We start from the raw sequence: 25,852 nt of genomic DNA, 5'->3' as shown, positions 1-25,852 counted from the left end.
AGCCCTCGGTTGCGGCGCTCGCAAACCGGCGGCGTGCCCAAAGTTATGTTGTTTCCGCCATCAGCCCCTGCAACCGTACTAGCTCCGCCTCGAGATCCCGCTCCACGTCCGCAGCCCGCATCTCGATCACGCGATAATCGCGCGCCTCGAGCCACGCCCGCCGCGACGCGCGATCCGCGACGATCGTCTCATTCTCGCCCGTGTTCACCAGTTCGATCGCGATCCGGTGCGGGAACGAGACGAAGTCCGGGATATGCCGCCCCACAGGAGTCTGGCGCTTGAACTGGCCTGCGAAGCGGCGGTCGCGTGTGAGGGCCTGCCAAAGCAGCCGCTCGGCATCGGTTGGGTTGCGGCGGAGCAGACGGGCGAGGCCGCGCACGGTGGAGCCGCTGTCGGGGACGCCGCCGCCCTGACCGTGCTCGGCCAAAAGCGCACGCAGCCGCGTTGCCTGCTCGCCGTCGAGCACGCCGCCTTTGGCCGGGCCCTTGCGCCCTTCCGCGATCGCCATCACCACCCCATGGAGGGTGTGCATGTCCTGTTTGGTCGGCTCCATCCGGGTGAAGATGTTGCGCAGGTTCACCAGCATGGTGTCGCGCTTCTCGGCCGGGCGCAGAAATTCGACCCGGTCGAGTTCGCGGATCAAATTGTCGAAGAAGGCCTGCATCTGGTGCTGCGAGGCGCGCTCAGAGCGCTCCGGCATGGCATGCGGCAGCTCGCCGGAGGTCGCCCGCTTGAACCATTCGTAGCCGACCAGCAGCACCGCTTGGGCGAGGTTGAGCGAGGCAAAGCCCGGATTGACCGGGAAGGTAATGATGCGGTTGGCGAGCCCGACCTCCTCATTGGTCAGGCCCCAGCGCTCCCGGCCGAACAGGATACCGGCCTTGCCGCCGGCCGCGACGTGCCCGGAAATCTCGCTAGCTGCGGCTTCCGGCCCCACCACCGGCTTGGCCTGGTCATGGGGGCGCGCGGTGGTGGCGAACAGCAGGTCCAGGTCGGCGACGGCCTCACCGACCGTGTCGAACAATTCGACCCTATCCAGAATATGGTCGGCGCCGGCGGCGGCGCGCTGGGCGGAGACGTTCGGCCAGCCGTCGCGAGGGTTGACGATGCGCAAGGCGCCAAGCGCAAAATTGCCCATGGCGCGCGCGGCCATGCCGATGTTTTCGCCCAGTTGCGGCTCGACCAGGATCACGATGGGACCGTCGAGGGAAAGGCCCGCTTTGCTCTTGTCAGTCCCGGACATCTCGCTTCGCTTTCACACTGGTTCTCAAGGTCTTGGGCAGGCGCTCTTCATGAACTGATTCAAGGCCGGTCCCGACCTGGTCTTGACTTCGGTCTTGGGCCGGCTGCCCGTTCGCCTGTCGTTTGCCTGTCCTGACAAAATTCTCAAGGGAAATAACGGGTTGGATTCGACTTTTGAATCTCGCCTGAAACCTCAGCCCGGTCCCCGCGGCAGGGCTGCTCCCGCCCCCCATCTGCGGAGGCTGGATGAGCTAAAAGTGCATAATCCCTTGGCTTTCGCCGGCCGCGTCCCGGTGCTAAGAGGCGGCGGATATTCCCGTGGCGCGCCACAAGCGCCGTTCCCAAGAGGCTTCCCCGATCATGGCAAAAATCAAGGTGTCCAACCCCGTCGTCGAACTCGATGGCGACGAGATGACCCGGATCATCTGGCAGTACATCAAGGACAAGCTGATCAACCCGTTCCTGGATGTCGAGCTGCAATATTTCGACCTGGGAATGGAGTACCGCGACCACACCAACGATCAGGTCACGATCGACGCCGCCGAGGCGATCAAGAAGGTCGGCGTGGGCGTCAAGTGCGCCACCATCACCCCGGACGAAGCGCGGGTGAAGGAGTTCAATCTCAAGCAGATGTGGAAGTCGCCGAACGGCACCATCCGCAACATCCTCGGCGGCGTGATCTTCCGCGAGCCGATCATCTGCAAGAACGTGCCGCGCCTGGTTCCTGGCTGGACCAAGCCGATCATCATCGGCCGCCACGCCTATGGCGACCAGTATCGCGCCACCGACATCAAGTTCCCGGGCAAGGGTACGCTGACGATGAAGTTCGTCGGCGAGGACGGCACCGTCATCGAGAAGGAAGTGTTCAAGACCCCGGGCGCCGGCGTCGCGATGCAGATGTACAACCTCGACGATTCCATCATCGACTTCGCCCGCGCATCGTTGAATTACGGCCTGCTGCGTAACTACCCGGTCTATCTCTCGACCAAGAACACGATCATGAAGGTCTATGACGGTCGGTTCAAGGACATCTTCCAGGACATCTACGAGCGCGAGTTCAAGAAGGAATTCGACGCCAAGGGCCTGACCTACGAGCACCGCCTGATCGACGACATGGTCGCCTCCGCGCTGAAATGGTCCGGCGGTTATGTCTGGGCCTGCAAGAACTACGACGGCGACGTGCAGTCCGACACGGTGGCGCAGGGCTACGGCTCGCTCGGCCTGATGACCTCGGTTCTCCTCACCCCCGACGGCAAGACGGTGGAAGCCGAAGCCGCCCACGGCACGGTGACCCGCCACTATCGCGAGCACCAGAAGGGCAAGGAGACCTCGACCAACTCGATCGCGTCGATCTTCGCCTGGACCCGCGGCCTGTCGCACCGCGCCAAGCTCGACAACAATGCCGAGCTCGCCAAGTTCGCCAACACCCTGGAGAAGGTCTGCGTCGACACCGTCGAGGAAGGCTACATGACCAAGGACCTCGCGCTCCTGGTTGGCGCCGACCAGCGCTGGCTCTCGACAACCGGCTTCCTCGACAAGGTCGCCGAGAACCTCGGCAAGGCGCTGGCGGCGTAAGCCGTCCGCATTTCGCCCGACTGGGACGGACATCATCACGGGCCGCGTCGCAAACGCGGCCCGTTCGCTTATTTGGACCTTTGGGCGGAGATGCGACCATGTCGATCAAGCTTGCCGTCCCCTGCCTGTTGCTGCTCGCTGGACCGGCTGTGGCCGCCGACCCGCTTCCCGACGCCATCGCCGCGCCCGGCGAGAGCATCGTGCTCAGCGTCCACGCCGAGGGCGCGCAGGTCTATGAGTGCGAAGCCGGCAGCGACGGGAAGCTCGCCTGGGCTTTTCGCGAACCCATCGCGACGCTGCTGTCCGAGGGCAAGACGATCGGCCGTCACTATGCCGGACCGAACTGGGAGCATGCCGACGGCAGCGCCGTAGCCGCCAAGGCCGCCGGCAATGCGCCGGGTACCACCGCCGCCGACATTCCCTGGCTGAAGCTGGAAGTGACCGCCCACCGCGGCAGCGGCGTCCTCACGCCCGTTACCACGGTTCAGCGTATCAACACCCATGGCGGCAAGCTCGACGGCGCGTGCGACAAGGCCGGCGACTTCAAGAGCGCGCCCTATTCAGCCGACTACGTCTTCCTGAAGAAGGGCTGAGCGCTTAGCGGTCGGTGCCGTCGCGCTCCGCCTGCGCCAGCTCCGCCACCGCAAGGTCACCGCTGCCCTCCAGTCGCGCCTTTGCGGTCTTGTGGACGTGCGCGGCCAGCGTCGGCATGCGTTCGATCAGGGCGTGAAAGTCCTGGGCGTCGAGCACCAGCAGCCGGGTCTTGCGTGTCGCCGTCACCGTGCCGCTGCGTTTTGTCTTATGCAGCAGCGCGATCTCGCCGAAGAACGTGCCATCCGCGAGCCGCACCTGCTGGTTCGGCAGCGCGATCTCGACCTCGCCGGCGGTGATGAAATACATCGACGAAGCCGCATCGCCCCGCCGCACCAGGATCTCGCCCTGCTCGATCGTGCGCGCCCGCAGCAGCCGCATGATGTCGGCGATCTCGGATGCGCTGAGATGCGAGAACAGCGGCACCCGCGCCAGCATACCCCAGGTGACCACGAAGTCGCGCCGCTTCACCTCTTCCGCAAACGCCGTCGAGATGATCGCGACCGGCAGCGCGATCATGGCAAAGCCGCTGATGATGGTGAAGACGGAGATGAACTTTCCGAGCGCCGTCACCGGCACGACGTCGCCGTAACCGACGGTGCCAAGCGTCACGATCGCCCACCACATCGCCTGCGGAATGGTTCCGAGCTTGTCCGGCTGCACGTCGCGCTCGATGGCATAGAGCAGCGAGGCAAACGTCAGAACCGCGCCGATCAGGATGACGATGCAGCCGATCAGCGCCCGCCGCTCCGCGTGCACGGCCGCGAGCAGCGACCGCATCGCCGGCGAGTAGCGCACCAGCTTGAAGAACGGCAGCACGCCGAGCGCTGCCAGCGTCGCATGCCGGCCCGTGGCTAGCACGATCGCGGCCGGCAGAAACGCGAGCAGATCGATGATGCCGAGTGCGGAGAAGACATAGCTGAGCCGGTCGGACAGCGCGGACGCTGCGCGCTGGGTATGGCCCGCCACGGTCCACAGCCGCGCCGCATATTCCAGCGCGAACACGATCACGGACAGGATGGTGATCGCCGAAAACAGCGCGCCGAATTGCGCGTCCAGCTCCGGCACCGAGGCAAGGATCATCGCGGCGACATCGAGCACGATGACGCCGATGATCAGCTGGATGAAGCGCGACCCGACCGAGTAGGCCAGCGGATCATGCTCCAGCAATTCGTAGAGGCGATCCCTCAGATTGGGATCGCGAAGCCCAATTCCTCGCGGAACGGGGCGCACCTGCCTACGCGCCGGCCGATTTTTGTTCAGCCATGGCTTTTTCGATCGCCGTGAGCGCCGCGGCCGCATTGGCGCCATCAGGGCCGCCGGCCTGCGCCATGTCGGGCCGCCCGCCGCCGCCCTTGCCGCCGAGCGCTTCGGAGGCGACCTTCACCAGATTGACTGCATTGAAACGCGAAGTGAGGTCCGCGGTGACGCCGACCACGACGCCGGCCTTGCCATCCTCGGTGACGCCGACGATAGCGACGACGCCGGAGCCGATCTGCTTCTTGCCGTCGTCGGCAAGGCTCTTGAGATCCTTCATCTCGATGCCCTCGACCGCGCGCGCCATCAGCTTGACGTCGCCGACTTCGCGCACACCTGAGGCCGCGCCGTTGCTCGAAGCTGCACCGCCGCCCATCGCCAGCTTCTTGCGGGCGTCGGAGAGTTCGCGCTCGAGCTTCTTGCGCTCCTCCATCAGAGCGGCAATGCGCGCCGGGACGTCGTCGATCGAGGTGCGCAGCTCGTGGGCCGCGGTCTTCGCCAGCGCCATGGTGTCGTTGGCGTGTTTTCGCGCGTAGTTGCCGGTTAAAGCCTCGATGCGGCGCACGCCGGAGGCGACCGCGCTCTCGCCCGTCAGCGTGATCAGCCCGATGTCGCCGGTCCGCCTGACATGCGTGCCGCCGCAAAGTTCGACCGACCAGCCGAGTGCGTTGGCGCCGCGCTCGCGCGCGGTCCGGCCCATCGAGACGACGCGAACCTCGTCGCCATATTTCTCGCCGAACAGGGCGCGTGCGCCGGCCTCACGGGCCTCGTCCACGCCCATGACGCGGGTCGAGACTTCGTCATTCTCCAGCACCACCTCGTTGGCGATGTCCTCGACGCGCGCGAGCTCTTCCGCCGTGATCGGCTTCGGATGCACGAAGTCGAAACGCAGCCGATCCGGCGCGACCATCGAGCCGCGCTGGGCGATGTGGTCGCCGAGCACCTGGCGCAGCGCCTCGTGGATGAGATGGGTCGCCGAATGATGCGCGCGGATCGAAAAACGCCTGCCGTGATCCACTTCGAGCTGCAGCGCGGTGCCGAGCTTCAGCTCGCCGCTCTCCAATGTGCCGACGTGAACGAAGAAATCACCGAGCTTCTTCTGGGTGTCGGTGACGCGGAACTTGATGCCGCCCTCGCCGGTCAATACGCCGGTGTCGCCGACCTGGCCGCCGGACTCCGCGTAGAACGGCGTCTGGTTCAGCACGATCGCGCCCGTCTCGCCGGCCTTGAGGCTCGTGGCTTCCTTGCCGTCCTTGACCAGCGCAGTCACCACGCCTTCAGCGCTCTCGGTCTCGTAGCCCAGGAATTCGGTTGCGCCCAGCTTCTCACGCAGCGGGAACCAGATCGCCTCGGAAGCCGCTTCGCCCGACCCCTTCCAGGACTCGCGCGCCTTGGCCTTCTGACGCTCCATCGCGTCGGTGAAGGAAGCCTGGTCGACGCTGATGCCGCGCGACTTCAGCGCGTCCTGCGTCAAATCGAGCGGGAAGCCGTAAGTGTCGTACAGCGTGAAGGCGACGTCGCCGTCGAACATGTCGCCCTTCTTCAAGGACGCGCTCTTCTCGTCGAGAATGGCGAGGCCGCGCGTCAGCGTCTTGCGGAAGCGGGTTTCTTCCAGCCGCAGCGTTTCCTCGATCAAATTTTCCGCGCGCATCAGATCCGGATAGGCCTGGCCCATCTCGCGCACCAGCGCCCAGACCAGGCGATGCATCAGCGGTTCTTGCGCACCGAGCAGCTGCGCATGGCGCATCGCGCGGCGCATGATCCGGCGCAGCACATAGCCGCGGCCCTCGTTCGAGGGCAGCACGCCGTCGGCGACGAGGAAGGCCGACGAACGCAGATGGTCGGCGATGACGCGGAACGAGGCCACGGTCTTCTCGTCCGGTCCGCTTCCCAGAGCCGACGCGGTCGCGTCGATCAAATGACGGAACAGGTCGGTCTCGAACACGCTGTCGACGCCCTGCATGATGCAGGCCATGCGCTCCAGCCCCATGCCGGTGTCGATCGAGGGACGGGGCAGCGCCACGCGCTCCTCCTTCGTCACCTGCTCGTACTGCATGAAGACGAGATTCCAGAATTCGAGGAAGCGATCGCCATCCTCCTCAGGCGAGCCCGGAGGCCCGCCCCAGATGTGCTCGCCGCGATCGATGAAGATCTCCGAGCACGGCCCGCACGGCCCGGTGTCGCCCATCGCCCAGAAATTGTCCGAGGTCGGGATGCGGATGATGCGGTCCTCGGAGAAGCCCGCGATCTTCTTCCACAGCCCGGCCGCCTCGTCGTCGGTGTGGTAGACCGTGACGAGCAGCTTGTCTTTCTTGAGCCCGAACTCCTTCGTGATCAGCGTCCAGGCCAGCTCGATCGCGCGCTCCTTGAAATAGTCGCCGAAGGAGAAGTTCCCGAGCATCTCGAAGAAGGTGAGATGGCGCGCGGTGTAGCCGACATTGTCGAGGTCATTGTGCTTGCCGCCGGCGCGCACGCATTTCTGCGAGGTGGTGGCGCGCTGATAGGGCCGCTTCTCGACGCCGGTGAAGACGTTCTTGAACTGCACCATGCCGGCATTGGTGAACATCAACGTCGGATCGTTGCGCGGCACCAATGGCGAGGACGACACGATCTCGTGGCCGTTCTCGGCAAAGAAATTCAGAAAGGTCGACCTGATCTCGTTGACGCCGCTCATGTTCATCCAATCGGGTGTGCTTGCACCCGCCTTCCAGCCACCCAAACCGCAAGTTTGGGCTGATATCTGCGGGCCAATGCGCTTTTAGACAAGGCCAGCTTGGCTGTCCAGAAACTGTGCAGCCAGATCAAGGCGTTGCCGCAGTCGCGTAATCCGTTGGAAAGCCGCCGATGCCGCGTTGACAGGCTTGGCCGGCCTGTGGTCTTTACCTCTGTATCGTACGGCCACGTCGGGAGAGACCGGCACTGGTAGCCGGCGCCGAAGGAGCAACCGCCCCGGAAACTCTCAGGCAAAAGGACCGCGTGGCTTTGACAGCATCTGGAAAGAGGCGCCGACGGGTTTAGGTCCGGACAGCGTCCGCCGACGGGATAATACTCTCAGGCACAGCGACAGATGGGGCTTCGACTGGTGTCCACGGGAAATCGTTCCCGGGGAACCGCCGAGGGCCCCCCGATGCTTGCGCGCGACGACAAAGACTCCCTGAAACGCACCCCCCTTTACGACCTGCATGTCTCGCTCGGCGGCAAGATGGTGCCGTTCGCGGGCTATGACATGCCCGTGCAATATCCGGCCGGAGTCCTGAAGGAACACCTTCATACCCGCAACGCAGCCGGCCTGTTCGATGTCTCCCACATGGGCCAGATCGCACTCAGGCCGAAATCCGGCAAGGTCGAGGACGCCGCCCGCGCGCTGGAACGACTGGTGCCGCAGGATATCTTGGCGATCGCGCCGGGCCGGCAGCGCTACGCCCAGTTCACCAATGCCGAGGGCGGGATTCTGGACGATCTGATGGTCGCCAATTTCGGCGATCACCTCTTCCTGGTCGTCAACGCCGCCTGCAAGGCCGAGGACGAGGCGCATCTGCGCGCGAATCTCTCGGACGACTGCATGATCGATTCGCTTGCCGACCGCGCGCTGATCGCGCTGCAGGGGCCGAAGGCGGAATCGGCGCTGACGAAATTGTGTGCAGAAGCACCCGCCATGAAATTCATGGATTCCGGCCCGCACAGGGTTGCCGGCCTCGACTGCTTCGTCTCGCGCTCAGGCTATACCGGCGAGGACGGATTTGAGATTTCGGTTCCTGCCGGCGATGCCGAACGGCTCGCCAAGGCCCTGCTGGACAATCCGGACGTCATGCCGATCGGGCTCGGCGCCCGTGACAGCCTGCGGCTCGAGGCCGGGCTTTGTCTTTACGGCCACGACATCGACACCGCGACCACGCCGGTCGAGGCCGCACTGGAATGGTCGGTGCAGAAGAGCCGCCGCACCGGCGGCGCGCGTGCGGGGGGCTTCCCCGGCGCGGCAAAGATTCTCGCCCATTTCGACCATGGCGCATCCCGCCGCCGCGTCGGCCTGCGCACCGAGGGCCGCGCGCCGGTGCGCGAAGGCGCGCTGCTGTTTGCGGATGCGACCTCCGCCGAGCCGATCGGAAAGGTCACCTCGGGCGGTTTCGGCCCGAGCCTGAATGCGCCGGTCGCGATGGGCTATGTGCCCACCGCATCGAGCGCGATCGACACAAAACTCTTCGCCGAGGTGCGCGGCCAGCGCCTGGCCGTGCAAATCGCCGCCATGCCCTTCGTGAAAAACACCTACAAACGCTGAGGACCGAGAAAATGACCACGACGCTGTACACCTCCGACCACGAATGGCTCGCGATCGACGGCGATGTCGCCACCGTCGGCATCACCGACTACGCGCAATCGCAGCTCGGCGACGTCGTGTTCGTCGAATTGCCCAAGCTCGGCCGCACGCTGAAGAAGGCCGAACCCGCCGCGGTCGTGGAATCGGTGAAGGCCGCATCGGACGTCTACGCGCCGGTGACGGGCGAAGTGCTCGAGACCAACGCCGCGCTCGCCGCCGAGCCCGCACTGGTGAACTCGGATGCGCAAGGCGCGGCCTGGTTCTTCAAGATCAAGATTGCCGACAAGAGCGAGCTCGGCGGTCTGATGGACGAAGCCGCCTACAAGGCCCACACGGCGTGAGATGATGCGAACTCTGACCTCATATTCGGTGTCATCGTCCGCGAAGGCGGACGATCCAGTACGCCGCGGCCCATCGGCCCTAGCCGAAGCGGCTGCGTTTACTGGATGCCCCGCCTTCGCGGGGCATGACGGCGACAAGAACATCTGAAGCGAGGACCCATGATGACCGCGCACCGCAAATCCAACGGCGACACCACCAGCTTCGTTCGCCGCCACATCGGCCCCTCCGCGCGCGACGTCACCGCGATGCTCGAGGCCGTCGGCGCGAACAGCGTCGATACGCTGATGGCGCAGACGCTGCCGGCCTCGATCCGGCAGGCCGTCCCACTGGATCTCGGCAAGCCGCTCAGCGAGACCGAAGCGATCGCGCATATGGGCGAACTCGCCGCCCAGAACCAGGTCTTCACCTCGCTGATCGGCCAAGGCTATTCCGGCACGATCCTGCCCGCGGTAATCCAGCGCAACATTTTGGAGAACCCGGCCTGGTACACGGCCTACACGCCCTACCAGCCTGAAATCAGCCAGGGCCGGCTCGAGGCGCTGCTCAACTTCCAGACCATGATCTGCGACCTCACCGGGCTCGACGTCGCCAACGCCTCGCTGCTCGACGAGGCCACCGCTGCCGCCGAAGCGATGGCGCTCGCGGAGCGGCACTCACGGGTCGAAGCAAAGGCCTTCTTCGTCGACAAGGACGTGCATCCGCAGACGCTCGCCGTGATGCGCACCCGCGCGGAGCCGCTGGGCTGGACCCTGGTCGTGGGCGATCCCCTCACCGATCTCGACAAGACCGACGTGCTTGGTGCACTGCTGCAATACCCGGGCAGTTCAGGCGCTGTGCGCGACCTCAGGCCCGCGATCGCCAGCCTGAAGGCCAAGGGCGCACTCGCGATCATCGCCGCCGATCTGCTGGCGCTGACACTGCTCGCCTCGCCCGGCGAGCTCGGCGCGGACATCGCCATCGGCTCGGCGCAACGTTTTGGCGTGCCGATGGGTTATGGCGGGCCGCACGCGGCCTATATGGCGGTGCGCGATGCGCTCAAGCGCTCGCTGCCCGGCCGCATCGTCGGCCTCTCCGTGGATTCGCGCGGAATGCCGGCCTACCGTCTCGCGCTGCAGACCCGCGAGCAGCACATCCGCCGCGAGAAGGCGACCTCCAACATCTGCACCGCGCAGGTGCTGCTCGCCGTGATCGCCTCGATGTATGCAGTCTATCACGGCCCCGAAGGCCTTTCGCAGATCGCGCGCAATGTGCACCGCCGCGCCGCGGTGCTGGCGGCCGGCCTGCGCAAGCTCGGCTTTGCGCTGCAGTCCGACAGCTTCTTCGACACGCTCAGCGTGGATGCAGGGGCGAAGCGTACCGAAATCGTGGCGCGCGCGGCGGCCGAGAAGATCAATCTCGGCGCTGGCGAAACTGCATTGCGGATCGCGCTCGACGAGACCACCACGCCCGCAACGGTGGAAGCAGTCTGGCGCGCCTTCGGCGGGCAGCTTGCATACGCCGAGATCGACGCCACCACGCGCGAGGCGCTGCCGAAGACGCTCAAGCGTGCGACCTCTTTCCTCACCCACCCCGTCTTCCACGCGCATCGCTCGGAAACCGAGATGCTGCGCTACATGCGCAAGCTCAGCGACCGCGACCTCGCGCTCGACCGCGCGATGATCCCGCTCGGCTCGTGCACCATGAAGCTGAACGCGACCACCGAGATGATGCCGCTGACCTGGCCGGAATTCGGCAGCCTGCATCCGTTCGCCCCGCCTGAGCAGGCGAAGGGCTACTACGCGCTGTTCGCGCGGCTGGAAAAATGGCTGTGCGACATCACCGGCTATGACGCGATCTCGCTGCAGCCGAACTCGGGCGCGCAAGGCGAATATGCCGGGCTGCTCGCGATCCGCGGCTATCACGCGGCGCGTGGCGAGACGCATCGCAAGATCTGCCTGATCCCCTCCTCCGCGCACGGCACCAACCCGGCCTCGGCCGCGATGGTCGGCATGGACGTGGTGGTGGTCGCCTGCGAGAAGAACGGCGACGTCGACGTCAATGATCTCCGCGCCAAGGCCGAGAAGCATTCGAACGACCTCGCCGCGGTCATGATCACCTATCCCTCGACCCATGGCGTGTTCGAGGAGCACATCCGCGAGATCTGCGAGATCGTGCATGGCCATGGCGGGCAGGTCTATCTCGACGGCGCCAACCTCAACGCGCAGGTCGGCCTTAGCAGGCCCGGCGATTACGGCGCCGATGTCAGCCATCTCAACCTGCACAAGACCTTCTGCATCCCGCATGGCGGCGGCGGCCCGGGCATGGGCCCGATCGGCGTCAAGGCGCACCTCAAGCCGTTCCTGCCCGGTCATCCGGCGACGGATGGGAAAGCGCCTGTGGGGCCGGTCTCGGCCGCGCCGTTCGGCTCGGCTTCGATCCTCACCATCTCCTACATCTACATCCTGATGATGGGCGGCGAAGGCCTCAAGCGCGCCACCGAGATCGCGATCCTCAACGCCAACTACGTGGCTGCAAGGCTCGATGCGCATTTCCCGGTGCTCTACAAGAACGAGAAAGGCCGCGTCGCGCATGAGTGCATCGTCGACCCCCGCGCGCTGAAGACGACCTCAGGCGTCACCGTCGACGACATCGCCAAGCGCCTGATCGATTACGGCTTCCACGCGCCGACCATGAGCTTCCCGGTGCCGGGCACGCTGATGATCGAGCCGACCGAATCGGAATCCAGGGCGGAGCTCGATCGTTTCTGCGATGCCATGATCGCGATCCGGAAGGAAATCGCCGAGGTCGAGGCCGGCCGCTTCAAGATCGAGGCGTCGCCGCTCCGCCACGCCCCGCACACCGTGCACGACATCGCGGATGACGACTGGAAGCGCGCCTACACCCGCGCCGAGGGCTGCTTCCCCGCGGGCACCTCGCGCACCGACAAATACTGGAGCCCGGTCGGGCGCGTCGACAACGTCTATGGCGACCGCAACCTGGTGTGCTCCTGCCCGCCGGTGAGCGATTACGCGGAGGCGGCGGAGTAACCGTTTTGTAGGGTGGGTTAGCCACCGGCTGCGCGAAGCGCAGTCGCTGGCGTAACCCACCACTTCTGTCTCTGGCGAAATGGAAGAGGTGGGCTACACTTCGCTAACCCACCCTCCGGCACGGAACACGCATTTAGGGCGCAACCAACGAACGGGTCTCGGGGTCCCACCGCCAGAGTCGCTCGTTGGTCAGGTGAGTGCCGCCCCACCAGCGATCAATCCGGTTGTGCCGGCGAAAATCCTGGTCGCCTCCCAACACCGCCTTTCCGAACTCGGTCAGCGTCAATTGCGACCGCTCGTACCGATCGAACTGACTTGAATCGTCGTGCATCTCTAGCGAAAAAGGACCTTGATCCAGTCCCGACACGGCCGGCCTCTCGCACCGCGCAAGGCCGTCAAGCAGCGCTCCAACTTCCCAATAACCATACACATCCAGCCCGTTGCACTTCTGATGGCCCGGAAAGACATCGAAAGGCTGCATGCCGCCTCGCGCGATGAGCTGGAGTATCCGCGCTTCCGTGGCTCCAAGGCCTGAGGCGGGACGCGGAAGTTCGTTGAGCAGAGCCCTCACGTGAGGGGCGAGTTGTGGCAAACAGCTCAAATTGGTCTTGAAGAGATCCCTCCAACTTTGCGGGGTCGGCGCGCGATAGGCCCGCCATGCACGCTTGGCCGATTTGAGTTGACGAGGTGTGATCGCAACAGCCGGCGGGTAGAGTTCGCTTCGCGGTGGGTCGACATCCCTGACACCCAAGGACAGGGAGCGCACGACAAAGTCGGGATTTGCATCGTGTTGGCGGCCCCAATGATCGAGCAGCCAGAGCAGGATCAATTGCGCATTTGGCTCCGGCCCTCGCCAAAACTCGACCGTGTCATATTCCGCGAGCAGTTCAATCAGTCCTCGATCCTTCACGCCTGATTCCTCGAGACGCCAGGACGGCGTATCGTCGAGCCAGTGAAGCCCGCGGGGCTGTGTCGTACGCGGCGCAAAGAATGCGTCCAGCTCTGCATCGGCTGGCAACGGTCCCCAGACCAGCCGGCGCTCGATGGCAATCACGAGGTCGGCAAGGCCCGCCTGTTGAATAGCGCCGGCGATGGACGAGTCGGTCGTGACAATGAGCCGCGTCATGCCGTGGCCTCAAGGCTTCGTCAAAACATTACCGTAACGCCACAGCCGATCATTGGTCAGGTGCGTGCCGCCCCACCAGCGGTCGATCGGATTGTGGCGACTGAAATCTTCCTGATGGGCCAGGACGGCCCTGCCGAACTCGGTCAACGACAACCGGCTGCGGAGATAGACCTCGTGCCGAGCTCTTAAATTTTCGCGATCGATCGTGCGCAGTTCGTCGCCCAACCCGGCCACTACGGGCTTGGGGCCGAGCGCGAGCCCCTCGAGCAACGAACCCAACTCAAATTCTCCGAACACATATGTGCGCCGTTGCGAGCGCAGGTGAAACAACCGCAGCATCAGCAATGCACTGAGATCCTGGTGAAGGAGATCGACGCACGCCTCAGGGGTCGTCGCGCGGTAGGCCGACCACGCCAACCGGGCAGTCTCGAACTCTCGAGCCGTGATACGCACGACATGAATGTGCGGCTCGGACGCAGCGAGATCCTCACCGCGTTCTGTGGTCAGCTCGGATGCCACAAGTCGAAGTTTAAGCTTTCGCACCAGCGAGGAGCAGGAGCTGAGGTGGTCCAGCAGCCAGACGAGCTGCAATTGATCCCGGGGAGCTGGGTCGAACCAAAGTTCAACCACGTCATATTGCTCGCAGAAGTTCGCAAGGGACAAGTCTTTGCGGGCCTTGATGTCCTTGGGCCACCGGATGCCCCAGTCGGACCAATGATCACCCGGCCCGAGATTCGCCGAACGCGCGGCGAAAAAGGCTGCGAGCTTCTCGGGCGAGGGCAGCGGTCCCCACTCAAAGTGAAACGAGGATGAGATGACAAGCTCCGCCAAGCCCGATCGGGCGAGCCCGCTTCCGGACGAACTGGTCAAGATCAACCGCTTCATCGCGCCCCCCCGAGCATGACCAATCCCAAACGAAACAGGCGCCGAAGACGTCGGCAACTCAACGTCCTCAGCGCCCGCTCCTCGCGAAAAACTTTACTGCTGAAGCTTACTCGTCCGCCGGCTCCTCGCCGTCGGCGTCACGCTCGGGGCTGCCGGCGAGAATCTGCTCGGCGATCAGGCCGGAGTTCTGGCGGATCGAGGTCTCGATCTTGGCGGTGATGTCGGGGTTGGCCTTCAGGAACGCTTTCGAATTCTCGCGGCCCTGGCCAAGACGCTGGCTGTCGTAGGAGAACCATGCGCCGGATTTTTCGACGATGCCGGCCTTGACGCCGAGATCGAGGATCTCGCCCATCTTGGAGACGCCCTCGCCGTACATGATGTCGAACTCGACCTGCTTGAACGGCGGCGCCAGCTTGTTCTTGACGACCTTGACGCGCGTGGTGTTGCCGACCACTTCGTCACGCTCCTTGATCGCGCCGATGCGGCGGATGTCGAGGCGGACGGAAGCATAGAATTTCAGCGCGTTGCCGCCGGTGGTGGTCTCCGGCGAGCCGTACATCACGCCGATCTTCATGCGGATCTGGTTGATGAAGATCACCATCGTATTGGACTTGTTGATGGACGCCGTCAGCTTGCGCAGCGCCTGGCTCATCAGACGCGCCTGCAGACCCGGCAGCGCATCGCCCATCTCGCCCTCGAGCTCGGCCTTCGGCACCAGCGCCGCGACCGAATCGATCACCAGCACGTCGACCGCGCCGGAGCGCACCAGCGTGTCGCAGATTTCCAGCGCCTGCTCGCCGGTGTCCGGCTGGGAGATCAGGAGCTCGTCGATATTGACGCCCAGCTTGCGCGCATAGACCGGGTCGAGCGCGTGCTCGGCGTCGATGAAGGCGCAGATGCCGCCCTTCTTCTGCCCTTCCGCCACCGTGTGCAGTGCCAGCGTGGTCTTGCCCGAGGATTCCGGCCCGTAGATCTCCACAACGCGCCCCTTCGGCAGGCCGCCGATCCCGAGCGCGATATCAAGCCCCAACGAGCCCGAAGAGACCGCCTCGACATCCATCGAACGGTCGTTCTTGCCAAGCTTCATCACCGAGCCCTTGCCGAACTGACGCTCGATCTGGGAGAGCGCGGCGGCGAGAGCTTTACTCTTGTCCATGGAGGATCCTTCGACGATACGCAGGGCAGTGGTGGACATCGGGTCGTGCTCCTTATGACGAGGATTCGCGTGAGGGACAAACGATTGGCGAGGCGGCGCGGCGATAAAAGCAATGTACCCTATTTGTTCTAGGTTCGCAATATGTTCTTTTACGATTTTGGCTGCCTGAAGCGCATCAAAGACGGATGCGCTGTGCGCCGTCAGAATTCCGCAATCGTCCGGCACCGAACCTTTCGCGGTCTGCGGCCTTCTCCTGGATAGCTCTTGGACGAGACCGCAACTCTGGGGACTTCAGTCATGACGGACAACACGCATCACGATACGATCCGGCGCACTCCGCTGCTGGAGGCGGCGCGGGAGGAGCTGAGCAAGTTCGAGCGCAAGGAAAACGAGTTCCGCAAGAAAGACCGCGAAGAGCGTGCCGCCGAACTCCGTTTGCCGCTGGACGCGATCAAGGTTCATTAGGCCGCTGGGCCCGCGCTGGCGACGGTGCCGGAGCGGCCGCCCGTTGATCTCAGGGAATCGGCACGGGAATCGGGATTCGGATGGCCGTGAAAGGCAAATCCGAGCCGATATGGTATCTAAATACTACCAGTAAGCCATTGATTGGGCGGGGAATTTGTAGGCACGCTACTGTGCATGGGGTTGTTTTCGCGTTTTTGAAAGGCGCGCACGGGCCTTTCCACCCTCGGAGCCATCTTCCGCACCCAACAGCGCCTACAGCAGAACCAGCAACCCGATGCCGATTACCAGCACGACGAAGCCAGCCGCCGTCGCGGCGGCGAATGACCGCTCTACGTTGTCCATGATGCCACCCCGTTGCCGGCACGCCACGTTTCCCCCATGGCAGCACCGTCGCCGCGAAATCTCGCCTGCGGTTGTGTCCTGAGTTGTGCGAACGGATGTCGAAATTGGGACCGGTGCGGGGCCAGTCTGCGGCCCCCGCGCTCCGGCTTTTGCTGCCATCATTGGGCCTTGTCAGGCTGTCGTAAGCTGAACCGGCTAGGGTCGCCCGGCTATGGTGTTGCAGCCCAGCACCTCAGCCTCCAATAACCTTCTCCCCGCTTGGTTCTCCCAAGCGGGGTTTTTTCATTCCGATTTTCAAGCTGATTTTCTTGCCGGCCGGCCGGTTTGCGAACCGCCCTCCTCCTGCGTCAGCCGCAGCGAGAAGGCGCGGATCGCCGGCGCTGCGAGCAGCACGATCGGCAGCATCGCCGCCCATGCGATCAGCCACGACACCATCCAGTGCGCCAGGAAGTCCAGCGCGTTCCCTGCGGGAAAGCTGGCGATGCCCGCGGCGATCAGCGAGGTCAGTCCGGACTGGATGATTCCGAACACGAAATGAGAATAGCGGCGGGGAATGCCCGGCATGACGCGTCCATGTTGCTTAGCCGCATCGGGCCAAGCAAGGCACATGCCGCCGCGTTCCGGAAGTCGCCCTTACCCATTCTCGGAACTCTGTTCTTGGCCGGAGAACCACGGGCATGAGGTCTCGCGCCGACGCGCGCGGCCGACGTCTTTCGAATTTCGATTTCGTATGTTCCGGAGCACGTGCGTTTGCGCGATAGCCGTGAGCGATCCGGGGCTTACCGACAGGTTTGGCTTTCCCTTGGAATATTATGCCGCCCAGCATGTTCTCAGTGATGGAAGTGAATCGTGGGAGATGGCCATGAATCACAGGGGCATCGAGTTCACCGTCGCCAAGACGGCAATTCCCGGCATCTGGCAGTGGCAGTTCCGCATCGGCGAGCAGATCAAGACCGGCAGGACCGAGACCAAGATCGATCTCTTGGCGATCCGACGGGTGCAGCTGCGCATCGATCGGGAGCTGAAGGCGATCGGGCGCAAAACCGCCTGAACGGCCGGACCGAGATCGTCGGCGGCATGCGCCCCGGCGCGCCGCAGCCGCCATGACTTGAGCGCAGCATGACTTGCGGAGCGCAGCATGGCTTGCAGGGCGCAAGCCGCGCCCATGGGGCTATTCCGTAGCCGCCCGGAATTGATCTGCCGCTGGTTTGGGATTGGACTGCCCGCGATTATGGCCGAGGGGACGGAGCCATCAGGCGCGATCGGTGCGAACCATGCCGCTCTACTTCTTTCGAATCCGGAACGGCCGCTATTCCGGCTGTGCCGACCAGGCGTCGGAATTTGCCGATCGCGATTTGGCCTGGAGGGAGATGACAAGCGTCTGCGCCGACATGGCCGCCGGCATCGCCCGCAAGCTCCAGGAAAATTCCGAATGGAACATGGAGCTGCTGGACGAGGCCAAGGAGCCCGTGTTCCGGATCCGCATCACATCCGAAACCTTCGAATAGGGGCCGGCCCTAATCCGCGCTGGGCAGCCGCCGCATCGTGAATTCAATGTCGCCGCCGGGCAGCTCGCGCCAGGTCTCGACCGCGCTCATATAGCCGGCCTTGGGGTAGCGGGCGAAGAAAGCCTGCGCCCTCTCCCGTGCCGCCGCGCGCGGCAGCGTGAAGGTCTCGCGCAGATAGCCGTCGCCGGCCCTCGGGCCGGGCTTGCCGCCCATCTTGCGCCGGCGCGCCATCCGCTCGGCGAGATCCCGCGGACGATCGGCCATGTTCTGCTCTCCTCGACGCGATACACTCCCGCGCAATGTAGGAAGCAGGCCGATCAAAGAGGAGTCCCGGCCGGAGGCATCAACCGCCGCCGATCGGGCGGAAGGTCAATTGGCAGTCGTGCCGGACTTCTTCTTCGGCGCACCGGTTGCGGCCGACGCCTTTGGCGCCGCCGACGCCTTCGGCGGGTCGGAGCGCATGCCACCCCAGGGATCGTTGGACGCCTTGGAGTCTGGAATCTTCTTCAGCGTTTCCTTGTAGGCCCTGTCACGCTCGGCCTCCGCGGCCTTCTCCTCGGGGGTCTTGCCAGGCCCCTCCTGCAGCAAATTGAGATTGGGCATTTGCGCATAAGCCGGTCCCGCCAGCACGGTCGGTCCCGCCAGAACAGCCAGCACCGCGGCCATACGGAAAAGCTTCATCATTGACTCCTTGATCATCCATGGCGGCGCGGGTCGCCCGCGCCTTGTCACCCCTGCCACAACCGCAGGGGCCGCTCGGCCCGCTAGAGCCGGTCCGATCTGCACGATTTCGGCGCGTGGAGCCAGTCGTCCCAGATCGGGCCGCACTTAGTGCACCCGTTCAGCAACAGGCCGAGCCCGGCCAGACAAAACACGAGGACATACCTACGCAACATCACCCACCCATACCCACTCCATGGCATCATACCGGGCGAAGTCAGGCATTTTCAAGCCGACGGGACCCGCGGCAGACCGGCGACTTTGCCGCGCCGGTCCGCTCGAAATGCCGAACATCCGGCAATACAGGAGGGAACGACAGCAATGCCATCGCAGCCAGAAGCCGAGTTCGGCATCAGTGAGGCCCGACGCATCCTCGGCGAAGTCTTTGCGCCCTGGGTCCAGGATCTCAACCTGTCGGTCGAGCGCATCGATCACCTGCCGCCGCCGGACGTGCCGGACTGGCAGCCGGCAGCGCTCCTGCGCATGCCGTTCTCGGAGCGGCTGTGCCGCAACGGTGGTGTGGTCTGCGGCCAGGCGCTGATGGCGCTCGCCGACACCGCGATGGTGATCGCGAACCTCGCCGCCAACCGCGGCTATCGTCCGATGACGACGGTCGACCAGACCACGCATTTCATGCGCGCCGTCTCCTCGTCGGACGTACTGGCCGACGCCCGCGTGGTGCGACTCGGACGCACCATGAGCTTTGGCCGGGTCACGCTGCTCTCGGCCACCGACAACAAGCCGGTGGCGATGGTGTCGAGTGCGTTCGCGATGCTGCCGGGATGAGCATCATCCGAAAGAAGAAAGCCGCGTGGAGCGCAAAGCGCGCCGCGGCTCTCAATGGCGTCATGTCGAGACGGGAAGCGCGGTTGTGATCGCGCGTCGTGCCGACACGCGGCAGAAATTACTTGCCGAGCACTTCGTCAGCCGCGGTGACAATGCTGACGTTGGGATTTTTTCCGCAATAGCTGCCGAACTGCTTGGCGTTCTCGACGAATACGTTGGTGTCGATGATCGCATTCTCTTCGTCGCCCTTGTACCAGCCGTCCATCCAGGTCAGCACCATCTTGATGGTGTCGTCGCCGCTCTCCAGGAACTGCTTGCAGCTCATGGTCGCGAGATCGAGCTTGGTGGCGTGGGCGGGCATGGACGAGAGCGAGAGCGCTGCGGCGAACAGAAGCGAAAACGTGGTCTTCATCAATATCTCCATCGGCGCGTAGCGCCACAAAGGAACGGCTTGGGGAAATCCGCGGAGTGACTTCCGCTTCGACGTCGTAAACGAAATCTGAAGCGCTGTGCAAGTAGCGCCAGTATTGAGTTTAGTTCAACGTAATTTCTATGCACTACTTCACAAAGATCATTATGGATTAACGCGGATGATCGAGAAGCGTGCTGCGCAGCGTCACCGTGTTTTCAAGGGTGGAAAGATCACCTTTGAAAACAGCGGCATCACGTGCACGGTGCGAAACATGTCGGCGGACGGCGCCGCAATCGACCTCGATGCCCTCGTCACATTGCCGCAATCGTTCACGCTCGCGATCGCGCGCGACAATTTCGTGCGGAAATGCCGCCCTGTCTGGCGTAGCGACAGGCGCATCGGCCTCGCTTTCGTACAGTAGTGCATACGATGTGAACGATCATTCGCATCGCGCGCGCGACGCTGCGTCATGTTCGCGCGACACGACGTCGGCGACGCCAGCCCAGGCTTGCAACCACGAGCGCGACGATCGCGAGCGCGATCGCCGATGATGCCGCAAAAAATCGTCCACCGGGGCGATCGATCGTACGCGACCACAGCGACGGCCCCTCGCCCGGCCGTGCCAGGCGAAACGCAACGAAGCTGTCGCCGATCGAGGTGCCTGCCTCGGAGTGGCCGCCGGCGCCGATCGCGACATACTGCTCGCCCTTCCAGAGATAGGTCATGGGATTGGCGACGCCGGGCACGGGCAGCCGACCCTGCCACAGCTCCCTGCCGCTGCGCGCATCGAAGGCGCGCAAATAGGCGTCCATCGCTCCGGTGAAGACGAGCCCGCCTGCCGTGACCGCGAGCCCGTTGACGAGCGGCGCACCCCACGGCAGCGGCACGCCGAGCGGGGCGAGATCCTCGGTGGTGCCGACCGTCGAACGCCAGAGGATCTTGCCGGCCTTCAGATCGACCGCGACCATCTCGCCCCAGGGCGGCTTGTTGCAAAGAAGCCCGAGCGGAGACATTGCCACCGCACGCGACATCGCAAACGGCGCACCCGTCTGCTGGCCGAAATCATGACCGGGCGGAGGATCGAATCCGACCGTCTCCGCCCGCGGAATCAGCTTGATGAGATGAACGGCCCGGCTGGTGTTGGCATAGAGGACCTGGTTGACGGGATCGAAGGCCGCACTGCCCCAGTTGACGCCGCCGCCGGTGAACGGAAACTCCAGCGTGCCTTGGGTTGAGGGGGGCGTGTACAGGCCCTCGTTGCGTGCCTCCGCAAACTCCTTCTCGCAAGCTGAGCGACGCAGGCTAGGAATGAGCGAGAGCGCATCCTCAGTCGAGATTTTTTGTGACATCAGAGGCGGCACATGCGTCGGGAATGGCTGCGTGGGCGACAGCCGTTCGCCTTCCGCGGCCCCCTGCGGGACGCTGCGCTCCTCGACCGCCCATACCGGCTTGCCGGTGTCGCGATCGAGCACGAAGACAAAGCCTTGCTTGGTCGGCTGGATCACGACATCGCGCTGACCATCGCCGGTGTCGATGCGCGTGAGCGTCGGTTGCGCCGACAGATCGTAATCCCAGACGTCGTGATGCACGGTTTGGAATGCCCATACGAGCTCACCCGTCTCGATGCGCAGCGCGACCACCGAATTGGCATGCTCGTTGTTGCCCGGCCGCTTGCCGCCCCAGAAATCCGGCGACGGCGAGGACGTCGGCAGGAATACCAGTCCGCGCGCCGCGTCGACCGACATCGGCGCCCAGACATTGGCGTGACCGGCTTCGATGCCGTCGCGCTTGAGCGGCTCGAACGTCCAGCGCGGCTGACCGCTACGCGCATCGAACGCACGCACCACACCGCTCGGCGCGTCGACGCGGCGGTTGTCGCCAATCGCGGAGCCGACCACGACGACCCCGCGGCCGACCGCCGGCGGCGAGGTGATCTGGAATTCGCCCGGCCATTCCAGCTTCATGCCAATGTCGGGCCTGACCTCACCGCCCTCGCCGAAGCCGGCACAGGGGATTCCCGTCTTCGCATCGAGCGCGATCAGGCGAACATCGTTGGTGCCCATGAAGATACGCGATCGACATGCCGCATCTACAGGCGCCTCATCGTCGATCCAGTAAGTGACGCCGCGGCAGACGTAGCGGTTGGCGGGACGCTGGTTCATCGCGATCCTGGGATCGTAACGCCATTTCTGCGCGCCCGTACCGGGATCGAGCGCGATCACCTCGTTGAAAGGCGAGCAGAAGACCAGGCTGTCCTCGACGAACAGCGGCGTCGCCTGGAATTTGGTTCGCCGCATCACCCCGGGCGGCCGCGCCGCGAGATCGCCCGTGTGGAATTCGAAGGCCCGAACCAGGTTGCCGACATTGTCGGGCGTGATCTCTCGCAATGGCGAGAAGCGCGAGCCACCGGGATCGCCACCCCAGCTCTCCCAGGCGATGCCTGGCCGCGACGAAAACAAGAGGAGCGTGATGAGAGCGGCCAAATAGCAGGAGCGGGTCGCCAAGGCCCGCCTCACCTATTTCGGCTTCTTGCCAGGTTCAGGCGGACGCGCCCCGCTCCACGGATCGTACTTCTCCTTGGACTCGGGAATGCGCTCGAGTGCGGCCTTGTAGGCCTTCTCGTCTACCTTGGGCTTGTTGTCCGCCTTCTGGCCGCCCTCGTTAGGCTGACGCCTGCCACCGCCCATCTGCGCCTGCGCGGAGGCAACCGCCAGCGCAAGCACGGCGGCCGCTATGACCAAAATCCTCATGGGCGCAATCCCCCTCGTCTGGGGTACAAACTAGCCGGCAATTATGGAATAGCCAATGCCGCGGGCTGCAGGGCTTCAGGAAATGTTGGCTTCAGGAAATCTTGGCTCCAAGAATCCTGGCTCCAAGGAATTCTGGCTTCAGCAAATTTTGATCGGCCGGGTCTTCGTCGGATCGCATTCGTGCCTATGTTTTGGCCCGCAGGGGACCTTCACGGATGTTACGGATTATTGCTCATGCCGCGCTGCTAGGCAGCGCGCTCGCGCTCGGGGCCTGCGGGTTTGCCGACAGCCGCGCACCGGTGCCCGAGTTCATGCGCATGAAGGAGGCCGAGCAGCCGCCGCCCGAATCGCCCCCCGACGTCAAACGCGTCGTGCGCGAGCAGATCGAAGTCGTCTTCCTCAGCACGTCCTATCCGCGTGAGGTGCATGTCGCCACACCCCATCGTGAGGTACGAGGACCGGGCTGGACAGCTTGCGTCCGCGCGCAGCTCACCTCGGCGACCGGATCGCCGCTCGGGCCACAGACCTACATCGTGACCATATCAGGCGGAAAGGTGGTCGATCGCCGCCGCGCCGAAGCGGACGACATCTGCGGATCGGAAAGCTACGAGCCGATCTAGGAAACGGATCAAGCCGACGTCCGATCCGGTTCCGGGAAAAACCTGTAATTTTGCCGGAACGATCATGGCCTCCCCTTCTTGTTACCGCCGAGGGCAGTTTCGAGGAGGACATGATGAGGACATTCACGATTGCGTTGCTGGCTGGCGTCGGAGCCTTGGCAGCGGTGAGCGGCGCGAAGGCCGCCGACGTCTATACGACCAGCGAATACACCAGCCCCGATCTCGTCCAGCAAGTGCGGCTGGTCTGCGACGATTCCGGCAATTGCTATCGCACCCGCGGCGGCTCGCGTGTGATCGTGCGCGACTCCTACGCGACGATGCCGCGTGACCGCTACTATGAGCGCCGCACCTATCGCGACTGGGACGATGGTCCGCGCGGCGGCGTCGGCATCCGCGCACCCGGCGTCAGTGTTGGCGTTGGTGTCGGCGATCGCTGGTAGTCGATGAAGTCATGAAATGCAGGACCGGACGAGATAACTCGCCCGGTCTTGTCCATGTCAGATCTCGAGCGGTTTTCCCGGCGTGACAATACGCGTTGCCGACGAGAGCTGCGCGATGAAGCGGGCGAGCACCATGCCGGCACACATCGCGGCGACGAAGATGAAGGCGGAGGCCGAGCCAAATCCGAGCGCGGTCAACGCCGGGCCTGGGCAAAAGCCTACAAGGCCCCAGCCGATACCGAAGATGGCGGGACCGGCGATAATCCTCGGATCGATGTCTTTTCGCGTTGGGACATAGAAGCGATCGGCGAAGACAGGCCGCGCCAATTTCAGGACGCGGCTGAAGCCGATGAAGGTCACCGCGACCGCGCCAGCCATCACGAATGCGAGGCTTGCGTCCCACGTTCCTGCCGGGATGCCGCCAACGTCCAGGAAATTCAGGACCTTTGCCGGGTTCGACATACCTGAGACGATGAGGCCAAGCCCAAAGACCACACCGATCCCGAATTGAATGAGGATTGTCATCGCGGTCAGCTCCAGTGCCGCATCACGAATACGGTCGCCATGCCGGCCGCCATGAAGGTCATGGTCGCGACCAGCGATCGCGCCGACAACCGCGACAAGCCACAGACGCCGTGGCCCGAGGTGCAGCCGCTGCCCCACACCGCGCCGAAGCCGGTGAGCAATCCCGCGACGATCAGAAGCGGCGTTCCGGCGCCGATCGTTTGCGCCGGCAGGCCTCCCGTGACAAGGCGCACCAGAACGGGCGCGACGATAAGGCCCGCGACGAAGGCGAGCCGGCCGGCGAATTGCCGATCCTCGTAAGGCGGAAACAGCCGCGCCGCGATACCGCTGACCCCGGCGATCCGTCCCGTCGTCCACATCAGCAGCACGGCGGACAGGCCGATCAACGCGCCGCCAAGGAGCGACGCAATCGGCGTAAAAGATGTGGCGACCATGATGATCCTCCGGGTCGAGAGCAATTCTGGCGTATCCATCGGCGCATCCGGCCGGCTCGCGGCCGGATGCTCAACGAAACGTTAATATTACCACTCGAATTGAGACGGTGTCCCAACTGTATTTTCCAATCTTTGCGCTAAGCATGGCCTCCTGAACGGGGACGACGGGACGTGGTCGATATCGCGCACCAGGCTGCGATCAATCCGGCATCGGCAAAGCATGCCGCGACGGCGCGCGCGCGCGTCCCGCTCACGGCGATTGAACCCGGCCAGTGGCGCACACTCGCGCAGCGCGCGATCGAGCCGAACGGATATTACCTGCCGGGCTGGGAGCTCGCTGTCAGTGCAACCGCGCGCGGCCGCACCGATGCCTCGGCGCTTTCCGCATACGATGGATCGCGGCTGATCGGGCTGATGCCGGTGATCTCGCTCTGGCGGGCATGGAAGATCCCCCTGCCCGCGCTGGTGAGCGCGCATCCCTATGGTACGCTGTGCAGCCCGCTGATCGACCGCGATGCCCCGATCGAGGCAGCGGCGCGCCTGGTGCAGCAGGCCCGCGCAACCGGGGCGCATGCGCTCGTGCTGAACGATGTCGCGCTCGATGGGGCGGCAATGACCGCCCTCAGCCAGGTTCTGAATCGCGACGGCCTGAAGCCGCGCCTCCTCAACTCCTACATCCGCGCCAGCCTGGACGCGACCCAGGACGGTGAGACGCTGCTACGCGACGCGCTCGGCACCAAAAAGCTCAAGGAGCTACGCCGCCAACGGCATCGCCTCGAAGAACACGGCGCAATCGTGTTCGACGTCGCGCGCAGCCCCGACGAGATCGGGCCGGCGCTCGAGACATTTTTGCAGCTCGAAGCCAGCGGCTGGAAGGGGAAGCGCGGAACCGCGCTGGTCCAGCATGCCGGCGATGCAACCTTCATCCGCCGCGCCGTTTCCGCGCTGGCAGAAACCGGGCAATGCGAGATCGTCACCCTTCGCGCCGGCGCGACGCCGGTGGCCGCCGGCATCGTGCTGCGCCACCAGGATCGCGCTTTCTTCTTCAAGCTCGGCATCGACGAGCGCTTTGCAAGATATTCGCCGGGCGTGCAGCTCACGCTCGAGCTCACCCGCCGCCTCTGCGCCGATCCAGCCATCGCCAGCGCGGATTCCACGGCGAGCGCCGATCACCCCATGATCAATCCGATCTGGCGCGGGCGCTTCGCCGTCGGCGACGTGCTGATACCGTTGCGGCGGAACGACCCCATCGTGGCGCTGGTTCACGGAGCGCTCGCGGCGCACGGCATCGCCTACGCGGCGGCGCGTCGCGCAGTTCGCCTGCTTCGTAAATAG

At 64.5% G+C, this 25,852-nt stretch carries 27 protein-coding genes and 1 riboswitch; of the genes, 13 read left to right on the top strand and 14 right to left on the bottom strand.

Translation table 11 applies throughout. From position 1 onward, the window contains the following. Nucleotides 1-43: 43 nt before the first annotated feature. A complete protein-coding gene (locus tag RX329_RS15695) occupies nucleotides 44-1,243 on the bottom strand; it encodes a TrmJ/YjtD family RNA methyltransferase (protein WP_085349369.1) in 1,200 nt (399 codons plus the stop codon). Between the two features lie 359 nt (nucleotides 1,244-1,602). Between RX329_RS15695 and RX329_RS15690 the strand changes: the two genes are divergently transcribed. Both RX329_RS15690 and RX329_RS15685 read left to right on the top strand, forming a co-directional pair. Further along, the gene (locus RX329_RS15690) at nucleotides 1,603-2,817 is read left to right on the top strand and encodes an NADP-dependent isocitrate dehydrogenase (RefSeq protein ID WP_018456365.1); all 1,215 of its coding nucleotides are present in this window, start codon (nucleotides 1,603-1,605) and stop codon (nucleotides 2,815-2,817) included. A gap of 98 nt (nucleotides 2,818-2,915) precedes the next feature. Next, complete coding sequence (locus tag RX329_RS15685; protein ID WP_085349371.1) at nucleotides 2,916-3,410, top strand: DUF3455 domain-containing protein; 495 nt, start codon at nucleotides 2,916-2,918, stop codon at nucleotides 3,408-3,410. A 4-nt stretch (nucleotides 3,411-3,414) separates the two neighbouring features. Here the strand turns inward: RX329_RS15685 and RX329_RS15680 are convergent, their stop codons facing one another. Together RX329_RS15680 and alaS are read right to left on the bottom strand one after the other, a co-directional pair. After that, on the bottom strand, nucleotides 3,415-4,641 hold the full coding sequence (locus RX329_RS15680) for a cyclic nucleotide-gated ion channel (protein WP_085349372.1): 1,227 nt from the start codon (nucleotides 4,639-4,641) through the stop codon (nucleotides 3,415-3,417). 4 nt (nucleotides 4,642-4,645) lie between these two features. Then, nucleotides 4,646-7,339 (bottom strand): alanine--tRNA ligase, encoded by a 2,694-nt coding sequence (gene alaS / locus RX329_RS15675; protein WP_026233155.1) that lies wholly within the window; start codon nucleotides 7,337-7,339, stop codon nucleotides 4,646-4,648. A gap of 220 nt (nucleotides 7,340-7,559) precedes the next feature. Next, nucleotides 7,560-7,649, top strand: a riboswitch (glycine riboswitch). Between the two features lie 143 nt (nucleotides 7,650-7,792). On the opposite strand from alaS, the gene gcvT reads away from it, so the two are divergent. From gcvT to gcvP, 3 genes are all read left to right on the top strand, one after another. Continuing rightward, a complete protein-coding gene (gene gcvT / locus RX329_RS15670) occupies nucleotides 7,793-8,941 on the top strand; it encodes a glycine cleavage system aminomethyltransferase GcvT (protein WP_085349373.1) in 1,149 nt (382 codons plus the stop codon). An 11-nt stretch (nucleotides 8,942-8,952) separates the two neighbouring features. Beyond that, complete coding sequence (gene gcvH, locus RX329_RS15665) at nucleotides 8,953-9,321, top strand: glycine cleavage system protein GcvH (RefSeq protein WP_027567642.1); 369 nt, start codon at nucleotides 8,953-8,955, stop codon at nucleotides 9,319-9,321. Between the two features lie 162 nt (nucleotides 9,322-9,483). After that, the gene (gcvP, locus tag RX329_RS15660) at nucleotides 9,484-12,348 is read left to right on the top strand and encodes an aminomethyl-transferring glycine dehydrogenase (protein WP_317246418.1); all 2,865 of its coding nucleotides are present in this window, start codon (nucleotides 9,484-9,486) and stop codon (nucleotides 12,346-12,348) included. A 133-nt stretch (nucleotides 12,349-12,481) separates the two neighbouring features. Here gcvP and RX329_RS15655 read toward each other — a convergent pair whose 3' ends face one another. The 3 genes from RX329_RS15655 to recA all read right to left on the bottom strand — a co-directional run bounded on the left by RX329_RS15655 (nucleotide 12,482) and on the right by recA (nucleotide 15,554). Further along, nucleotides 12,482-13,474, bottom strand: a complete 993-nt coding sequence (locus RX329_RS15655; RefSeq protein ID WP_018456372.1) for a hypothetical protein — start codon at nucleotides 13,472-13,474, stop codon at nucleotides 12,482-12,484. 9 nt (nucleotides 13,475-13,483) lie between these two features. Further along, nucleotides 13,484-14,359 carry a hypothetical protein gene (locus RX329_RS15650; protein ID WP_085349376.1) on the bottom strand — a complete coding sequence of 292 codons (876 nt, stop codon included), beginning with the start codon at nucleotides 14,357-14,359 and terminating at the stop codon, nucleotides 13,484-13,486. Nucleotides 14,360-14,465: 106 nt separating this feature from the next. After that, complete coding sequence (gene recA, locus RX329_RS15645) at nucleotides 14,466-15,554, bottom strand: recombinase RecA (protein ID WP_026233157.1); 1,089 nt, start codon at nucleotides 15,552-15,554, stop codon at nucleotides 14,466-14,468. Between the two features lie 258 nt (nucleotides 15,555-15,812). Between recA and RX329_RS15640 the strand changes: the two genes are divergently transcribed. Beyond that, on the top strand, nucleotides 15,813-15,980 hold the full coding sequence (locus RX329_RS15640; protein WP_085349377.1) for a hypothetical protein: 168 nt from the start codon (nucleotides 15,813-15,815) through the stop codon (nucleotides 15,978-15,980). A 636-nt stretch (nucleotides 15,981-16,616) separates the two neighbouring features. Here the strand turns inward: RX329_RS15640 and RX329_RS15635 are convergent. After that, complete coding sequence (locus RX329_RS15635; RefSeq protein WP_085384304.1) at nucleotides 16,617-16,886, bottom strand: DUF2798 domain-containing protein; 270 nt, start codon at nucleotides 16,884-16,886, stop codon at nucleotides 16,617-16,619. A 298-nt stretch (nucleotides 16,887-17,184) separates the two neighbouring features. On the opposite strand from RX329_RS15635, the gene RX329_RS15630 reads away from it, so the two are divergent. After that, nucleotides 17,185-17,373 carry a hypothetical protein gene (locus RX329_RS15630; RefSeq protein WP_085349427.1) on the top strand — a complete coding sequence of 63 codons (189 nt, stop codon included), beginning with the start codon at nucleotides 17,185-17,187 and terminating at the stop codon, nucleotides 17,371-17,373. 223 nt (nucleotides 17,374-17,596) lie between these two features. Beyond that, nucleotides 17,597-17,830 carry a DUF6894 family protein gene (locus RX329_RS15625; RefSeq protein ID WP_085349379.1) on the top strand — a complete coding sequence of 78 codons (234 nt, stop codon included), beginning with the start codon at nucleotides 17,597-17,599 and terminating at the stop codon, nucleotides 17,828-17,830. A gap of 9 nt (nucleotides 17,831-17,839) precedes the next feature. Here RX329_RS15625 and RX329_RS15620 read toward each other — a convergent pair whose 3' ends face one another. Next, a complete protein-coding gene (locus RX329_RS15620) occupies nucleotides 17,840-18,094 on the bottom strand; it encodes a hypothetical protein (protein ID WP_085349380.1) in 255 nt (84 codons plus the stop codon). A 105-nt stretch (nucleotides 18,095-18,199) separates the two neighbouring features. After that, entirely contained in the window at nucleotides 18,200-18,511 is a 312-nt protein-coding gene (locus RX329_RS15615) for a hypothetical protein (RefSeq protein WP_085349428.1), read from the bottom strand. A gap of 360 nt (nucleotides 18,512-18,871) precedes the next feature. Between RX329_RS15615 and RX329_RS15610 the strand changes: the two genes are divergently transcribed. After that, the gene (locus tag RX329_RS15610; RefSeq protein ID WP_018456381.1) at nucleotides 18,872-19,336 is read left to right on the top strand and encodes a PaaI family thioesterase; all 465 of its coding nucleotides are present in this window, start codon (nucleotides 18,872-18,874) and stop codon (nucleotides 19,334-19,336) included. Between the two features lie 118 nt (nucleotides 19,337-19,454). Here the strand turns inward: RX329_RS15610 and RX329_RS15605 are convergent, their stop codons facing one another. Further along, nucleotides 19,455-19,748 carry an HdeA/HdeB family chaperone gene (locus RX329_RS15605; protein ID WP_085384333.1) on the bottom strand — a complete coding sequence of 98 codons (294 nt, stop codon included), beginning with the start codon at nucleotides 19,746-19,748 and terminating at the stop codon, nucleotides 19,455-19,457. A 178-nt stretch (nucleotides 19,749-19,926) separates the two neighbouring features. Between RX329_RS15605 and RX329_RS15600 the strand changes: the two genes are divergently transcribed. Then, nucleotides 19,927-20,169 carry a PilZ domain-containing protein gene (locus RX329_RS15600; RefSeq protein ID WP_085384306.1) on the top strand — a complete coding sequence of 81 codons (243 nt, stop codon included), beginning with the start codon at nucleotides 19,927-19,929 and terminating at the stop codon, nucleotides 20,167-20,169. A gap of 46 nt (nucleotides 20,170-20,215) precedes the next feature. Here the strand turns inward: RX329_RS15600 and RX329_RS15595 are convergent, their stop codons facing one another. Together RX329_RS15595 and RX329_RS15590 are read right to left on the bottom strand one after the other, a co-directional pair. Beyond that, complete coding sequence (locus RX329_RS15595) at nucleotides 20,216-22,231, bottom strand: pyrroloquinoline quinone-dependent dehydrogenase (RefSeq protein WP_094183438.1); 2,016 nt, start codon at nucleotides 22,229-22,231, stop codon at nucleotides 20,216-20,218. 33 nt (nucleotides 22,232-22,264) lie between these two features. Next, on the bottom strand, nucleotides 22,265-22,498 hold the full coding sequence (locus RX329_RS15590; protein WP_018456385.1) for a hypothetical protein: 234 nt from the start codon (nucleotides 22,496-22,498) through the stop codon (nucleotides 22,265-22,267). A gap of 215 nt (nucleotides 22,499-22,713) precedes the next feature. On the opposite strand from RX329_RS15590, the gene RX329_RS15585 reads away from it, so the two are divergent. Together RX329_RS15585 and RX329_RS15580 are read left to right on the top strand one after the other, a co-directional pair. Next, nucleotides 22,714-23,118: a hypothetical protein gene (locus tag RX329_RS15585; protein ID WP_085349384.1), complete on the top strand. Its 405-nt coding sequence runs from the start codon at nucleotides 22,714-22,716 to the stop codon at nucleotides 23,116-23,118. 110 nt (nucleotides 23,119-23,228) lie between these two features. Continuing rightward, entirely contained in the window at nucleotides 23,229-23,558 is a 330-nt protein-coding gene (locus tag RX329_RS15580) for a hypothetical protein (RefSeq protein ID WP_018456387.1), read from the top strand. Nucleotides 23,559-23,615: 57 nt separating this feature from the next. On the opposite strand, the gene RX329_RS15575 is transcribed toward RX329_RS15580, so the two are convergent. Further along, nucleotides 23,616-24,083 (bottom strand): DUF6691 family protein, encoded by a 468-nt coding sequence (locus tag RX329_RS15575; protein WP_085349385.1) that lies wholly within the window; start codon nucleotides 24,081-24,083, stop codon nucleotides 23,616-23,618. 5 nt (nucleotides 24,084-24,088) lie between these two features. Then, nucleotides 24,089-24,517 (bottom strand): YeeE/YedE family protein, encoded by a 429-nt coding sequence (locus RX329_RS15570; RefSeq protein ID WP_085349429.1) that lies wholly within the window; start codon nucleotides 24,515-24,517, stop codon nucleotides 24,089-24,091. A 171-nt stretch (nucleotides 24,518-24,688) separates the two neighbouring features. Between RX329_RS15570 and RX329_RS15565 the strand changes: the two genes are divergently transcribed. Then, a complete protein-coding gene (locus tag RX329_RS15565) occupies nucleotides 24,689-25,852 on the top strand; it encodes a GNAT family N-acetyltransferase (protein WP_085349386.1) in 1,164 nt (387 codons plus the stop codon).

The organism is Bradyrhizobium sp. BWC-3-1 (genome assembly GCF_032917965.1).
Lineage (GTDB): Bacteria > Pseudomonadota > Alphaproteobacteria > Rhizobiales > Xanthobacteraceae > Bradyrhizobium > Bradyrhizobium canariense_D.
Note: the sequence above shows the minus strand (reverse complement) of the source record. Positions and strands in the feature narration are given on the sequence as shown.

Coding starts and splice junctions, on each gene's coding strand:
- RX329_RS15695 (WP_085349369.1), bottom strand. CDS start 1,243: ATGTCCGGGACTGACAAGAGCAAAGCGGGCCTTTCCCTCGACGGTCCC.
- RX329_RS15690 (WP_018456365.1), top strand. CDS start 1,603: ATGGCAAAAATCAAGGTGTCCAACCCCGTCGTCGAACTCGATGGCGAC.
- RX329_RS15685 (WP_085349371.1), top strand. CDS start 2,916: ATGTCGATCAAGCTTGCCGTCCCCTGCCTGTTGCTGCTCGCTGGACCG.
- alaS (WP_026233155.1), bottom strand. CDS start 7,339: ATGAGCGGCGTCAACGAGATCAGGTCGACCTTTCTGAATTTCTTTGCC.
- gcvT (WP_085349373.1), top strand. CDS start 7,793: ATGCTTGCGCGCGACGACAAAGACTCCCTGAAACGCACCCCCCTTTAC.
- gcvH (WP_027567642.1), top strand. CDS start 8,953: ATGACCACGACGCTGTACACCTCCGACCACGAATGGCTCGCGATCGAC.
- gcvP (WP_317246418.1), top strand. CDS start 9,484: ATGACCGCGCACCGCAAATCCAACGGCGACACCACCAGCTTCGTTCGC.
- RX329_RS15655 (WP_018456372.1), bottom strand. CDS start 13,474: ATGACGCGGCTCATTGTCACGACCGACTCGTCCATCGCCGGCGCTATT.
- RX329_RS15650 (WP_085349376.1), bottom strand. CDS start 14,359: ATGAAGCGGTTGATCTTGACCAGTTCGTCCGGAAGCGGGCTCGCCCGA.
- recA (WP_026233157.1), bottom strand. CDS start 15,554: ATGTCCACCACTGCCCTGCGTATCGTCGAAGGATCCTCCATGGACAAG.
- RX329_RS15640 (WP_085349377.1), top strand. CDS start 15,813: ATGACGGACAACACGCATCACGATACGATCCGGCGCACTCCGCTGCTG.
- RX329_RS15635 (WP_085384304.1), bottom strand. CDS start 16,886: ATGCCGGGCATTCCCCGCCGCTATTCTCATTTCGTGTTCGGAATCATC.
- RX329_RS15630 (WP_085349427.1), top strand. CDS start 17,185: ATGAATCACAGGGGCATCGAGTTCACCGTCGCCAAGACGGCAATTCCC.
- RX329_RS15625 (WP_085349379.1), top strand. CDS start 17,597: ATGCCGCTCTACTTCTTTCGAATCCGGAACGGCCGCTATTCCGGCTGT.
- RX329_RS15620 (WP_085349380.1), bottom strand. CDS start 18,094: ATGGCCGATCGTCCGCGGGATCTCGCCGAGCGGATGGCGCGCCGGCGC.
- RX329_RS15615 (WP_085349428.1), bottom strand. CDS start 18,511: ATGAAGCTTTTCCGTATGGCCGCGGTGCTGGCTGTTCTGGCGGGACCG.
- RX329_RS15610 (WP_018456381.1), top strand. CDS start 18,872: ATGCCATCGCAGCCAGAAGCCGAGTTCGGCATCAGTGAGGCCCGACGC.
- RX329_RS15605 (WP_085384333.1), bottom strand. CDS start 19,748: ATGAAGACCACGTTTTCGCTTCTGTTCGCCGCAGCGCTCTCGCTCTCG.
- RX329_RS15600 (WP_085384306.1), top strand. CDS start 19,927: ATGATCGAGAAGCGTGCTGCGCAGCGTCACCGTGTTTTCAAGGGTGGA.
- RX329_RS15590 (WP_018456385.1), bottom strand. CDS start 22,498: ATGAGGATTTTGGTCATAGCGGCCGCCGTGCTTGCGCTGGCGGTTGCC.
- RX329_RS15585 (WP_085349384.1), top strand. CDS start 22,714: ATGTTACGGATTATTGCTCATGCCGCGCTGCTAGGCAGCGCGCTCGCG.
- RX329_RS15580 (WP_018456387.1), top strand. CDS start 23,229: ATGATGAGGACATTCACGATTGCGTTGCTGGCTGGCGTCGGAGCCTTG.
- RX329_RS15575 (WP_085349385.1), bottom strand. CDS start 24,083: ATGACAATCCTCATTCAATTCGGGATCGGTGTGGTCTTTGGGCTTGGC.
- RX329_RS15570 (WP_085349429.1), bottom strand. CDS start 24,517: ATGGTCGCCACATCTTTTACGCCGATTGCGTCGCTCCTTGGCGGCGCG.